Source organism: Candidatus Palauibacter sp. (assembly GCF_965261555.1).
Taxonomy (GTDB): domain Bacteria; phylum Gemmatimonadota; class Gemmatimonadetes; order Palauibacterales; family Palauibacteraceae; genus Palauibacter.
In genome coordinates, this window is record NZ_OZ253465.1 from 934,023 (window position 1) to 947,592 (window position 13,570).

The 13,570-nt window shown below is 65.8% G+C and carries 8 protein-coding genes; 2 read left to right on the plus strand and 6 right to left on the minus strand.

The features are described 5' to 3' along the window. Positions 1-40 precede the first annotated feature (40 nt). Complete coding sequence (locus tag ACQY5G_RS03985; RefSeq protein ID WP_428277222.1) at positions 41-1,078, plus strand: Rieske 2Fe-2S domain-containing protein; 1,038 nt, start codon at positions 41-43, stop codon at positions 1,076-1,078. On the opposite strand, the gene ACQY5G_RS03990 is transcribed toward ACQY5G_RS03985, so the two are convergent. The 5 genes from ACQY5G_RS03990 to ACQY5G_RS04010 form a co-directional block, all read right to left on the minus strand. After that, on the minus strand, positions 1,075-3,036 hold the full coding sequence (locus tag ACQY5G_RS03990; protein ID WP_428277224.1) for a cytochrome P450: 1,962 nt from the start codon (positions 3,034-3,036) through the stop codon (positions 1,075-1,077). The two genes, ACQY5G_RS03985 and ACQY5G_RS03990, sit on opposite strands and share 4 nt — an antisense overlap. Positions 3,037-3,174: 138 nt before the next feature. Next, positions 3,175-3,606 carry a hypothetical protein gene (locus ACQY5G_RS03995; protein ID WP_428277226.1) on the minus strand — a complete coding sequence of 144 codons (432 nt, stop codon included), beginning with the start codon at positions 3,604-3,606 and terminating at the stop codon, positions 3,175-3,177. A gap of 298 nt (positions 3,607-3,904) precedes the next feature. Then, a complete protein-coding gene (locus ACQY5G_RS04000; protein ID WP_428277228.1) occupies positions 3,905-4,939 on the minus strand; it encodes a methyltransferase domain-containing protein in 1,035 nt (344 codons plus the stop codon). Further along, on the minus strand, positions 4,936-8,157 hold the full coding sequence (locus ACQY5G_RS04005) for an efflux RND transporter permease subunit (RefSeq protein WP_428277230.1): 3,222 nt from the start codon (positions 8,155-8,157) through the stop codon (positions 4,936-4,938). Before ACQY5G_RS04005 ends, ACQY5G_RS04000 begins: the two co-directional genes overlap by 4 nt. A 137-nt stretch (positions 8,158-8,294) precedes the next feature. After that, positions 8,295-9,518 (minus strand): efflux RND transporter periplasmic adaptor subunit, encoded by a 1,224-nt coding sequence (locus ACQY5G_RS04010; protein ID WP_428277231.1) that lies wholly within the window; start codon positions 9,516-9,518, stop codon positions 8,295-8,297. Positions 9,519-10,043: 525 nt separating this feature from the next. Here ACQY5G_RS04010 and ACQY5G_RS04015 point away from each other — a divergent pair. Further along, positions 10,044-12,050: a cytochrome P450 gene (locus tag ACQY5G_RS04015; RefSeq protein ID WP_428277233.1), complete on the plus strand. Its 2,007-nt coding sequence runs from the start codon at positions 10,044-10,046 to the stop codon at positions 12,048-12,050. 20 nt (positions 12,051-12,070) lie between these two features. On the opposite strand, the gene ACQY5G_RS04020 is transcribed toward ACQY5G_RS04015, so the two are convergent. Further along, positions 12,071-13,540, minus strand: a complete 1,470-nt coding sequence (locus ACQY5G_RS04020; protein WP_428277235.1) for a leishmanolysin-related zinc metalloendopeptidase — start codon at positions 13,538-13,540, stop codon at positions 12,071-12,073. Positions 13,541-13,570 lie beyond the last annotated feature (30 nt).

Here is a 13,570-nt window from a genome sequence, read left to right on the forward strand (position 1 = left end):
CTGGTTGACTCGCCGGCATCACGGTAGCCAAGTTCGCCACATGACGACCAGAAGCAATCGAACGTCGACGTACAGCGCTGCGCTGCCGCCGTTTCCCGAAGGCTGGTATTTCATCGGAAAGCGCGCGTCCATCGAGCGCGCGAAGCTCATCGAGAAGACGTGGATGGGCGAGGAGATCGTCGCCTGGGCCGACGACGAGGGCCGCATCTGCGTGGCGGACGCCTTCTGTCCGCACCTGGGCTCGCACATGGGACCCGCCGCGGGCGGCCTCGTGCGCGACGGCTGTCTCGTGTGCCCCTTTCACGGGTTCGAATTCGATACCGCCGGCCAGTGCGTGGCCACGCCCAATGCCCCGCCCCCGAAAGCGGCGAGGTTGAAGCTCTACGAGACGCGGGAGATCCTCGGCATGATCTTCGCCTGGTGGGGGAGCGGCGGGAGACCGCCGCAGTGGCACCTGCCCGATGAGCCACCCACGGGCGGTGAGTGGTCCGGATTGCGATCCACGACCATGCGCTTCCGCGGCCACCCCCAGGAGACCGCCGAAAACTCCGTTGATGTGGAGCACCTGGGCTACACGCACGGCTACGACGATGTGGTGCCGACCGACTTTTCGGTCGATGGAGCCTACCTGAAGAGTTGCTTCGACTTCAAGAGCGTTCGCCGGATCGCGGGTCTGGCGGATATCCGCTCCGAGGTCTCGGCCGTCACACACGTCCATGGACTCGGCTATTCCTTCGTTGAAATCCACGAGACGGCGGTCGGCATAAGGTCGCGCATGTGGGTGCTTTCGACACCGGTCGACGGCGAGTCGGTGGATCTGACGCTGGTCAGCCAGGTGCATGAGGTCCGCAAACCCCGACGGCGCATCGCGGGTCTGGCCTTCCTGCCCGTGGCGCTGCGCCACAGGCTGCTGAATCTCTTCGTCATACGGGAGGAGAGACGGTTCGTCCTGCAGGACGTGGTCATTTGGGAAAGGAAGCGCTACCGGTCCCCGCCCAGGCTGTGCCGAGCCGACGGCCCCATCGGAAAGTACCGCAGATACTGCCGGCAGTTCTACCCGGACCAGGGGGGACGCTAGACCGGTATCTCGCGGTGTTGCTCGGCGATGTGGAACATGAGCTTCTTGCTCGGCTTCATCGACGGAAGCGGGTCGAACTTGAACTTGTAGCCCGCCGGCACCTCGAGCCTGAAGTAGTGCGCGATCATCAGCACGTTGACCGCCAGTTGCAGTTCCATCCACCGGAAACCGAGACAGGTATGCGTGCCCAGCCCATACGGCGCGTACCCCGGACTCTTATGCTCGTCGCGTGGCGGCAGGTAGCGGTCGATGTCGAACGAGAACGGGTCCGGGAATACATCTTTCATGTAATGGGAGGCCGTAGAGGCGATGAAAATGTTGCTCCCCACCGGCAGTTCGTAGCCCTCGACCACACACGAGTTCATCACGGTCCGCATGGACCCCGGGACGACCGGATACATGCGGAGGAATTCCATCAGGAATCGGTGGGTCACATCGATCGACGACCCCGTGATGGCGTCGCCATCCGGGTCGCCATCCCCGAACAGCGCATCGGCTTCGCTCCGGATTCGCTCGTAGAGTTCCGGCTGCGTCGCCATGGCGTACACCGCAAAGCTGAGCGCGTCGCCGAGGTACACGCTGGCGACCAGCGCCGCCGAGAGCGCGAAACGCAGATTCGATTGCGGCACGAACTGCGGGTCGCTCCCGTGCAGGCTGAGCCAGTCGTCCGCCAGGTCCCGCGGGCATCCGGCTCGCTGTTCGGTGGTATGCACGCTCTGGATCCGCTTCAGCAACGTGTCGACGGTGGCTGCGCGGCGTTTCATGCCCGGCGTCTTCAGCATGAAGCCGGGCATGGCCTTCATGATCTTGACGGTGAGCGCGCGCTCCTTGTACACCGACAGATCGTCGAAGATGTCCTGTGAATCGACGCCGACGGACAGAGGCGAAATCTGCGCGTTGGCCATTCGGCGGCAGAGCGACCTCGCCTGGTAGGTGTCGCCGACCTTCCAGTCCGCCATGAAGTTGCGGGCATACTCGTAGAGAACGTCCGCCTGGTCCGCGAGTCTCCCGCGGGAATACGCCGGCGAGATGGCCTTGCGAAGCCGGAAATGGTCGGCGCCATCCAGCGACGGCAACACGCCGTTCGCGCCGTAGACTTTCTCGAAGTCGGCGAAATAGTCCTTGGTTCTCACGTAGATCCGGCTGTGCCGGTGTGCCCAGCGATTCGTCTCCGGGCCGACGAGGAAGAGCATGGGTTCCTTGAACGGCGGGCGGAGCTCGAACACCGGCCCGTACTCCTTCGCAAGTTCCGCGATGATCGCGGGAAGGTTGCCGGAGCGCAGATGCGGGTTGAGCAGCACGTGACGCAGCTTGACCTTCGGAATGTGCTTGGTGAGGGCCGAACGGCGAAGCAGGGGGCCGGCGAGGTTGTGTACGACGGCGGCGGCGATGGACCGGCCGATCAGATCCATCCGGCAGATGAACTCGATGCGTTCCTCCGCCTCCTCATCGAGTTGGAAGATGTAGCGAAAGACATCGCACGTATTGACGAGGCAGATGATGATGACGTCTCTCGGATCCGGAATCTCGTCGGAGAAGATGACCCTCCCGATTCGCGTCCTGGTGAACTGACGAGCGGTGCCTTCCTCGGCGGCGCCATCCGGTTCGGACTCCCAGGCGCCGCGAGCCAGCGTCCAGAAGTCGCCATCGTGGTGTTCCAGGATGTTCAATCCGACCAGGCGCTCCAGCGTCCGGTCGATGATGGACTCCGCCCGCGGGGCGAGCCGTTCGATCCAGTACCGGGCGGTCCGTCGATGGGGTGCTTCCGCGATTTCCTTTAGAAAGGGGTCCAGGACGGGGTCGCCCGTTTCGGTGGGGTCCACGAGGAAAAGGGATTCCATGTCCGTGTCGATGCGCGACAAAAGGGAGAGTTCCGCGAGCACGGCGCCGGCGACGGCGCAGTTCAACTCCCAGCCGGGGACCTGGTGGAAGTAGCCGCTCTCCTCGTTGAGGAGCATCAGGATCAACTCCTCGGGCAGGCTCAGCGCTTGATTGGAAACACTCCCTGTAGGGACGACCATAGGGCTCGACCGCCCGTCCATGTAATTTTGAGAAGCACCGGACGGCACGGCTTGTTCCGGTTGCCGTCGCCATTGTCAAGGATGGCGTGACTCGAACATCCAGGTCAAGCCAACGTGCAGGGCCGTTGCATCCGCTTCGGACTCCGAGGCCCCGCCGGCGCGGAGGGCAGCGGCACGTCCCGCATCCGCACCCTCGATCCAGGAGTGCGAGTAGTCGAAACCGAAGTTCACGCCGCCTCGATACCAATTCTGCCTGAGTCCGACATCGACCTCGCCGAAGCCGGGTAGCGGCCGCGCGACTTCGTCGTCGGCCGTACCGAAATGACCCCACAGCGCCACGAACGTGGGTTGCAGGCTGTCACTCAAGTTCTTGGATGCCGCCAGTGCGAGAGTGGTGCCATCTCCCGCATCCCCACCCTCGAACCACGCATACGTATAGCCACCGAAGGAGCCTGCAAAAAACGACCCGGCGCCCGTGGCGTCGGTTGCGCGCGGTTCACGGAACACCCTGGAAGACTCTGATCCGTCGTGCGGAAGCGGATGCCGGCACCGGGGGCGAGGACGGTGCTCGCCAACTCGGCCCCCAGGCCAGCGAGTAAAGCGCACTCGGTCGATGACCGATGCTGCTTCAGGTGACGGTCGAGCCGCTCTGCGAGCTTGGCGGCTGGCGGAACGCCAAGACGGTGCTCAACTGCTACCAGAGGCCCGACGAGGGACAGCGGGGGGCATCCGATTGGTGGAGGCGGTCTCGGCCCGGACGGCAACGGCGACTGGCAGGCCGTGGCGGGGCTTTTGCCACGGGCTGCTAGGGTTTGCGAGCCAGGAAACAGTACAGCGGCGTAAAGATACCCGTCTTGCCGCCCGCAACGTACGCCTCCGCGGTTCGATCGAGGAGCCGTGCGACTGCCGCCGAGCCATTCGGAAAGAACCGCAGTACCTCGGCCAGCTTCGATCCCGCGATGATCACCTTGCGGCCCCACGCAAGCCCGCACAAGGCGCTCCCCAACGTCCCGTGGCGACTCTCCATGGGTTGATACCAGGGCGTGGAGGGTCCTTCCCGAACCTCCCAGTCGCTCCCCTCGATGACCTGGAATCCCGCCCCTTCGAGCGCGTGATTCACTTCCCCGAAGGTGGCGATGTCGTGCAGCGCAATACCGCGCATGAGGTCCCGCTTGATGGTCCGGTGCCGTGCGTTCCGCGGATCGAACCGGTCCGTCAGACACATTTCCTGACCCCAGAACAGGGCACCCGGTTTCAGCACGCGGAAAATCTCGGCGAAGGCGCGTTGCTTGTCCTGCGCATGGCACGTTGACTCTATGGCGTAACCCGCGTCGAAGGTGTCGGCCTCGATGGCGCTCATGTCCGCGAAGCTGCACTTCCTGAAGTCGGTCATGTCCTCCAGCCCCGCCTCGGCGTTCAACTTCTTCGCCTCCGCCAGCTGGATCTCATTGATGTTGATTCCCGTGACCCTGACACCCGCCTCACGGACGACGCGGCGCATGGGGCCGCCGACTCCACAACCGACGTCGACCACCTTCATGCCCTGTTGAAGCTCCAACCGGGAGATCATCGCCCGCTGGTGCCGGACCTTGGACTCCTCCGGACTTTCGTCAGGCGTGAGGGGCGCGAAGTGCAGGGATTCACCCCAGCTCCACACCATGATGCCGTTGCAAAGCTCGTAGTAGTCCCTGACCGTTTCCTCGTGGTCGTAGCCGCCCTCGCCTCCGGCCCGCCCGACCCATCCATCGAAGTGTCGCACGCGATGCGCCACGTCCGATCCCCGGTACGCTTCCGTCAGCGCTTTCGACAGTTCGCCCAGCCGCTTCGCGTGGCGCTTCAAGCGGGCAACTCGCGTCGCTGCTCCGAGCGGCCGCGCGACCTTGCCCGCCGCGCCAGCCAACGCTGGTGGATCGAGGTCAGCGCCGGCACGAGGAACATCAGCAGGACCGTGGTGAAGAGGATGCCGCAGCCGATCGAAGCGGAGAAGGGCACGAAGAACTGGGCCTGAATCGCGTCTTCGAGGATGAGGGGCGTGAAGCCGAGGAAGGTGGTCAGCGACGTCAGCATGATCGGGCGGAAACGCCCCTTGGCACCCTCGATGATCGCTTCTCGTGCCGGCAGGCCTTCCTCGAACTCCTGGTCGATGAAGTCGATCATGACCAGGGAGTCGTTCACCACCACGCCGGCGAGGCCGAAGACCCCGATGAAGGACTCGGAGCTGAGTGCGACACCCAGGACCCAGTGGCCCAGAATCACCCCGATCAACCCGAACGGGATGATAGCCATAATGATGATCGGCTTGGTATACGAGCGCAGCGGAATCGCGAGCAGCGCGAAGATCATGATCATGGCGATCCCGAAGCCGGGGCCCAGCGCATTCAGGGATTCCAGCTGCTGCTGCGGTTCACCTCCGAAGGTGTAGGTCAGTTCCGGGTCCTCGGCGACGATCCCCGCGAGGATGTCGTCTTCCAGAATGCGGTTGGCGCGCCCGCCGGATATCACCTCCGGATCCACATCCGCAGTGACCCTGACGATGCGCTGGCCGTCCTGGCGATGGATGGCGGGCGGCGACATGCCCGAGCTCAGCGAAGCCACACGGCTCACCGGGACCTCGGCGCCGCCGGCCGTCCGAACCAGCGAACTTTCGATGTCGGTGATCGAGTTGCGCTGCTCCTCGGGCAGCCGCACGTACACCCGAACCTCTTCGCGGCCGCGCTGCACCCTTAGCGCCTCCGCGCCGAAGAACGCGGCTCGCGTCTGCCAGGCGAGGTCGTCGAGGGTGAGACCGAGAGTTCGTGCCTCGGGTAGCAGGCCCAGCTGGATTTCCGGGATGCCGGGGGTGTGGTCGGAGCGTATGTCGTGGACGCCGCCCACTTCGCGGAGGCGATTGACGACCGTGGTTGCGACCCCGGGGAGCTGCCCCGGGTCCGGATGGGACAGTACGGCCTCCACGGGGTTGCCCAGGTCGTAGATCTGGCCGCTGATGGTGACCGCGCGCACATAGGGCAGGACACCCAGTTCCTCGCGCCACGCCTGCACGACTTCCGCGGTTGGAATCCGCCGGTGCTGCGCGTCCAGGAGCTTGAACGAGATGCTGGCGACATTGGGCTCCGGGTTCAACCTGAGGTTGGGACTGAGCCCCCCTCCATCGACCCGCGGCCGTTGACCGACCGTAATCGTTACCCCGGACAGCAGGGGCGGTGCATCGGCGGGCCTGTCTGCGGAGATCCGCTCGATGACCCGGTGGCCGGCCGCCTCCAACTCGCGCGCCACCTCGTAGGTTCGCTGGGCCGTCGTCCCGTCCGGCATCTCCAGGGTGGCCGTTGCGAAATCGCCTTCGACCTCCGTGGCAAAGGTGAACGGAACGATGCCCGCCGGCAGCAAGGCAAGGCACAGGACGAGCAGGGCGATTGCGGACGCGAGCGTCACTCCGGGTCGATCGGTCGCGAAACTCACGCCGCGGTGCAGGGGGCCCTGCACGAATCTGCCCAACTGCAGATCGACCTGAGCCTGAATCCGGGATACGAATCGCCCAAGGCGCGTTCGGGGCGCCCACTCCGGTCCGTGGAGGTGGTGAGAGAGGTGGTTGGGCAACACCAGCAGCGATTCGATCACCGAAATCACCAGCATCGCGATGACGATGGTCGGCAGCGCCTTCCAGATTTCTCCGATCCCTCCTGGAATGAAGAGCAGAGGAGAGAACGCGGCGATGGTGGTCAGCACTGCGAAGATGAGAGGCACTTTGATTCGCCGGGCCCCGCGTATCGCCGCGACGACGCCCGGCGTGCCCCGCATTCGTTCCAGGTGGATGTACTCGGAGACGACGACCGCATCGTCCACCACGATTCCGATGGCGAGCACGAACGAGAAGAGGGAGACCGCGTGGATGGCGAGGTCGAACGCCATCATCGCGGCCAGGGCACCGACGCCGGACACCCCGAGGCCGACGGCTACCCAGAAGGCAAGCCGGAGTTCGAGAAACAGTCCCAAGGCCAACAGCACCAGCAACAGCCCGAGAAGACCATTCTTCATGAGGATGCCGGCGCGCTCCTCGAAGGCATCGGATGCGTCGTTCAAGATGGTGACGCCCACGCCGTCCGGGAGTGACGGGGCCACCTCGTCGGCGACGTACTGCCGAACGGCGCCCGCCACATTCATCACCTTCTCGCCCTCGGCCCTCGATACCTCGACGAAGACGGCCGGCAGACCGTCGTGCCGGACGATCAGGTCCAGGTCCTGGAAGCCGTCGCGCACCTCGGCGATGTCGCCCAGTCGTACCACCGTGCCGTCCCCGCGGCTGAGCAGTACGATCTCCTCGAAGTCCTGCTGATCGTAGCTCTGTCCCAGGGTGCGCACCCTCACCTGGGACTGCTCGGTGTCGATGCTGCCGGCGGACAGATCCAGCGAACTGCGGCGAATTGTGTTTGCGATATCGGGGAGCGTGAGTCCAAGCGCTCTGAGCCGCTGCAGCGGCACTTCGATCGAGATCTCATAGTTGCGGATGCCGCTCGTCTCTACCTGCGAGACGGAAGGCAGCGCGGCGAGTTCATCCTCGATCCGGTAGGCAAGCTCCTTCAACGTTCGCTCGGGGGCATCGCCGTAGACGGCCAGGCGCATGATGCTCTCGGCGTTGGTCAGCTCCCTGATCTGGGGCCGCTCGGCTTCTCCCGGGAACGTCTGGATTCGGCCGACCGCCGCTTCCACCTCGGCCACGGCATCGTTCATCTCCGTGCCCGACCGCATTTCCACCCTGACCGACGCCATGCCCGGGGCCGCCACGGACTTCACCGCCTTCACGTTGCCCAGCCCTTCGACCTCGTCCTCGATCTTGGCGACGATGGACTCCTCGACCTCCTCGGGGGTGGCGCCCGGATAGGCGACGGAGACCTCGACCTGGTTGAAGGGCACGGTGGGCCAGGCTTCCAGCTCGAGCCCGAAGAACGAGGCCACGCCCGCGACGAGAATGCCGACCATCAGCAGATTGGCGGCCACGCTGTTGCTCGCCATGTAGGCGATGGGGCCGCCGGGTTCGCCGTGATTCCTTCCGTTCGAAGTCATTGTGCCGGTTCAGCCTCGGTCGGAACGGGGATCGTCGTTATCAGGAGGCTACAGGTAAGAAGGGGTGGCAGGCGAGGCTTCCCGAATCGGGCCGGACCGTCCACGGCGGCCGTCCGGCCCGGAACCCGCGTCGGAGCTCACCGCGCCGGATCGGTTCCGGTCTGAACGCGCATGCCTTCGGCGGCGAATTGAATGCCACCGGTGATCACGGCCTGGCCGTTCTCGAGGGAACCGGTCACAAATACCTCGTCGTCAGCGCGCTGCAGCACGCGGACCGGAATGATGCTCACGACACCCGCTTCGCTCACCGCCCAGACTTCGTTGCCCGTTTGTAGCGCCGCGCGTGGTACGCGAAAATAATCCTCCGGTGAAACACCGTCGATTTCCACTTCCACGAACTTGCCGACCAGCAGGGGAGGGCTGCCGGACGCGCTGGATGCGCTCGCGGAGACGCCCGCCGCAAAGGGGTCGGACACGCGCACGATCACATCGACGGTTCGTGTCTGTGCGTCGAGCGACGCCTCGACGCGATCCACGTAGCCGCCCCAGGCGTACGTTCCTTCTCCGTATTGTGCGATCACGCGAACCGCCACGCCGGCCTCTCCGTCACCGGCTCGAAGTTCCCACAGTCCCGGGATCAGCGCCGCATCGGCATCGGACAGAGGGACGACCACTTCCACTGTATTCGAGGCGAAGAGCCGCCCCACGGGTTGCCCCGGGCCCACGATCTGCCCCACATCGACGGACTCCGTGCGGACCACGCCATCGAAGGGCGCGGTGACGCGGGTTCGGGACAGCGCGAGATTCGCGTCCGCCACCCGGGCTTCGTCGCGACTCAGCGCGGCGCGCGCAGCCTCCAGCTGGGGCTCTCTCAACGCGAGCGGACTTGCCTCGGACGGCGCGGCCTCGGCGCCTTGCCGCTCGGAGTAAAGCTCGTACTGCGCACGCGCGATCATCGCCTGTTCCTGCTCCTGGAGGAAGGCGACCCTGCGCGAGGCGAGATTGGCTTCGGCTTCCTGCAGGCGGTACAGGTAGTCCGCCTCCTCGATACGGAAGAGCGTCCGCCCGGCCGCGACCCGGCCTCCGCTCTGAAACCCCGGATCCACCCAGACGACCTTGCCGCCCACCTGCGGGGCGATGTCGATTTCCGCGCCCGGTCGCACCGTGCCGGACCCGTACACCGGTATGGGACCCGATCCCGCCGAAACGCGCGCGGTCTGAGCGAACGGAATCCGGGGAGGCGGCTCGCGGCTCTCGGGCTCTGGAGCCAGCGAAAGCAGCAGCACCACCCCGACCCCCGTAGCCGCCATGATGACGGCGATGATCCTGGTGCTGGATCCGAATAACAGTTTGCGCAGCATGGCAATCTACTCCATGAGAGCCGAAGGACGCGATCGAGCCGCAGGCACCGGCAACCAGTCGGCGAAGGAGGACGAGAAGATAAGAAGCCCGCCTGAATTCAATACTCTCATGCTGGCGCCTCCTGAACGGAATGCCCTCATGGTTTCGCATTTCCTCCGCCCCCTGTCAAGATAGGCCGCTACGGATTCCGGAGCACTTTCACTACGCGCCCGCGCCGAGCATCTCCGGCGATCCGACCGGTCGAGCGGTCCCACGAGTTCTCCGCGGTTCGATCTACGATCGACGGCACCTGCCTGAAGACCTCTCTGCCGACACGTGCAAGACACGAAAGGAGAAAGAGATTAGAATAGGGCGAGGTGGAGGGACGGCGAAGCGCGGCGGCGGGGCCGGACCCGGACGTGTCGGCGAAGGCGAGGCCGCGGCGCTTCGGTCGGGCGCCGAGTCGGGACCGGCCGCCCTCGCGCGGCGTACAAGCAGCGCAGCCCGAGACCCTCGGGCGGGAAGCATCCAAAGGATAGCGGAAGATGAGATTCGCCACGGAATTGCTCCTGCTGCTGCACAGCGACGATACGGGGTATTTCGTACCGATCCCGGAGTGGCGGATGTCCTGTGCGCTCGCGGGCGCCGTGCTCATGGACCTCGCCCTGGAGAACCGCATCGACTCGGACCTGGAATCGCTCACGCTCACCGACCCGACGCCCACGGGGGATTCGCTGCTGGATCCTTCGCTGGAGGAGATCGCCGCGGAGGATCGCGTCCATGCACCGCAGTACTGGGTGGAACGCATCGCGCGGCGAGCTGACGACGTCAGCGATGAAGCGATCGGTCGGCTGGTCAGGATGGGCATCTTCGAAACCGACGCCGGCGGGTTCCTGAACCTCAGCAAGAAGGTCACGCGAACGGGCCGCTATCCCCTGGTCGACGGCCGGGCCGGCGAGGAGATCAAGGGCCGCATTCTTCGCGTCCTCCTCGACGGCGAGATCCCCGAGCCTCGCGACATTCCGATCATCGGGCTCGTGCACTATTGCGGCGGTTTCCGCGCCATGATGGACCCCGACGAGTACGAACTCGCGGAGGACCGCATCGAGCTGTACAGCGGGATGGACCTGATCGGGCGGGCCGTCGGGCCCGCCGTGCGCAGTTCCTATCGCCCGCCGGAGAGTCTCCGGGCCGCCCGCCGACGCCCACTCCCGGAGGTGACGCTGTGGGACATGATCTCCTCCAGGTCGCTCCGCCAGGGGAACCTGCCGAAGTTCATCGCGGAAGCGAGCAAGGAGGTCGGATCCGTCTTTCGGCTCAAGCTCCCGAGGGACCGCCGCGTTGTCGTGCTCGCGGGGCGGGAGACGAACCACTGGGTGGCCAAGAAGGGGCGTCTCTACCTTCGGACCCGGGACTACCTGGAGGACTTCCAGACGGAGTGGGGGACGGCGCGGTCCATCGCCAGCATGGACGGGGCCGATCACTTTCGCATGCGCAGGGCCATGCGTGCGGGCGTCTCCGGCCAGGTCGTCAGCGACCGGATCGGCGAGTTGTTCGCCCTCGGCCGAGAGACGTTTGGAGAATGGGGGATCGGCAGCGTCGTACCGGGCGAGATGGCCTGCCAGCGACTTGTCGGCCAGCAGATCTCACACCTCGGCGTAAGCACGGAAGCCTCCAGCATCCTGGATGATCTGCTCGTTTTCGAGTTCCGGGCGCTGAAGGTCCACGTCATGGGGATCTACCCGAAGTTCATGCTCCGCACGCCGCGGATGAACCGATACCGCAAGCGCGTGTTCGAACTCTACGCCCAGATCCACGCCTCGCACACGCCGGCGCAGCGAGAGGGCAAGCGGCGTGATCTCGTCGACGACCTCATGGAACTGCACCAGGCGGATCCGCAGTTCCTGCCTGAAACCAACCTCGGATTCGCTTTCATCGCGCCGCTCATCGCCGGTCATTACACCGGAAGCGCGATGTCGTTCGCCATCTACGAGTTGCTCAAGCACCCGCACTACCGGGAACAGGTCGTCGCGGAAGCCGACGCGCTGTTCTCGAACGGCGATCCGACCGGCGAAGACCTCACCGCCTCGGCGATCGATGCGGCGCACCGGTTCATCATGGAGGTGTTGCGGCTGCACCCCGTCATCCCCGTGCACAACCGTATGGCGATGAACTCGTTCGAGATCAACGGCATCGAAGTCCCGGCGTACAGCAAGGTGCTCGTAGCGTTTCCGGCGACACACTACATGGAAGATTACTTCCCGGAACCGGACCGGTTCGACATCGATCGATTCGCCGCGCCCCGTAACGAACACAGGCAGACGGGGGCCTACGTGCCGTTCGGCGTCGGCACCCACGTCTGCGGGGGGCAGCGCTGGACGCAATTACAGATGGCCGCCAACCTGCTGCTCATCGCCCGCCACCTTGATCTGGAACTCGTGCCCGCGGACTATCAGTTGAAGTTGAGCCCGCTGCCCAAGACCTCACCCAACAGGAAGTTCAAGTTCCGCGTGACGGGCCTCCGGCACCCCCTCGAACCCGCCTCCGTCTGAGCCGCCTTCGTCAGACCGGGTTAGCGATTGTGCAGCACCCTCACCAGGCGTCCCCGCGGGTCGAAGACCTGCACCGGACCCCTGAGGACATCGTCGCCCAGGTCGACCACACGGCCGGGTTTTGCGTCCGCGGCGCCGGCGCCGGGAAGCCTGTACGGCTCCGCCAGGCTCACATCGACAATGTAACCCAGATCGGCCATCGACTGGATCGTGATCGCGCTGAAGGTCTCCGGCACGCCGATCCTGTTGAGCGGCCGCATGAGTTCACCGCCGAGGACGGACCCCCGCCAATGGAGGTTCGCGCTCCCGGCTCCGCCGAGGTTCTCGACGGGGACCTTCGCCCCGCCCGCGTAGTCCGTGCCGCCCGCCGCGTCGAAGGCGGCGATGGCGAGCGGACCGACGAAGTGCGCGTCGATCGCGCCCACGCCCAGGGCAGGATCCCGAAGGAGGCCGAGGGGGCGCCACAGCAGGCCGAACCCGAGCGCGTGAGCGATTTCGTGAACGGCGAGTTCCGTCGCATCGCCGGAGTCGATGAGGCCGTCAAAGTCCGACACGTCGAAGAACACCACGCTGGCGAACGGCAGCATCGACCCTTCGCGCAGACGGCACACGCCGGCCTGGGCGAACGTGCGGCCCGGACCGTCGATGTCCCGGAACTCGACGAGGACCATCAGATCATCGATGGTCCCCACCGGCTCCGTTGTGTTCGCGCCGTAGCACTCGATGTGGTCGTCGACCGTCACGTCCGGCAGCTCCGTATCGGCCAGCACCGACATCCAGAGTTCCGCCGCCGCGAGAACCACCGCCCGCCGCGGCGCCGTCGCCATGGTGTCGAAGTCGAGCACGATGTCGAAGCCGCCCCCCGATGCCCGGACGCGCACGGTGAAGGAGGTTTCCGCGGTAAGGCCTCCCGCGTCGCGCGCCGTCACCGTCACGATCGCGGTTCCCGGAGCGATGCCGGTCACGTCGATCGTGTCGCCACGGGCCGCGACGGCCGCCACGCCGCTGTCCGAAGAGGCCGCGCCATAGCTGAGCGCTTCCCCGTCCGGATCGGCGAAATAACCCGACACATCCACCCGTGTCGTATCCGCCGCGGCCAACCTGACCTCCGGGATCGCTCCCACGGCCACGGGCGCCCGATTCGGCACCGTAACCTCGAAACGCAGCGCGGCGGCTCGCCCTTCCGGGTCGCGCGCCGTGATCGCCACCGTCGACGTCCCCGGCGCCAGGGCGACGATGCGGACCGTGCTCCCCGAGATGTCGGCGACCGCAACCTCTTCGGCGGACGACCTCGCCTCGAAAGAGAGGAGGTCCCCGTCGGGGTCGCGGAAGTAGGCGGAGGCGTCCACCGTCGCCGTGTCCCCCACCGCCAGGTCGAAGTCGGCCACGGCGCCGATGACCATCGGGGGCTGCGTCAGCGGCAGCTCCATGCTCCCGTCGCCGCACGCCGCGGCCCCCGCCACGATCAGGATCACGAACGCACGGCACACGGCCCTTCCGGCGGACGCAGATTGGGTCGT

Excerpts from the sequence above, each read along its gene's own strand:
- ACQY5G_RS03985 (WP_428277222.1), top strand. The coding sequence starts at position 41 with ATGACGACCAGAAGCAATCGAACGTCGACGTACAGCGCTGCGCTGCCG.
- ACQY5G_RS04015 (WP_428277233.1), top strand. The coding sequence starts at position 10,044 with ATGAGATTCGCCACGGAATTGCTCCTGCTGCTGCACAGCGACGATACG.
- ACQY5G_RS03990 (WP_428277224.1), bottom strand. The coding sequence starts at position 3,036 with ATGCTCCTCAACGAGGAGAGCGGCTACTTCCACCAGGTCCCCGGCTGG.
- ACQY5G_RS04010 (WP_428277231.1), bottom strand. The coding sequence starts at position 9,518 with ATGCTGCGCAAACTGTTATTCGGATCCAGCACCAGGATCATCGCCGTC.
- ACQY5G_RS04005 (WP_428277230.1), bottom strand. The coding sequence starts at position 8,157 with ATGACTTCGAACGGAAGGAATCACGGCGAACCCGGCGGCCCCATCGCC.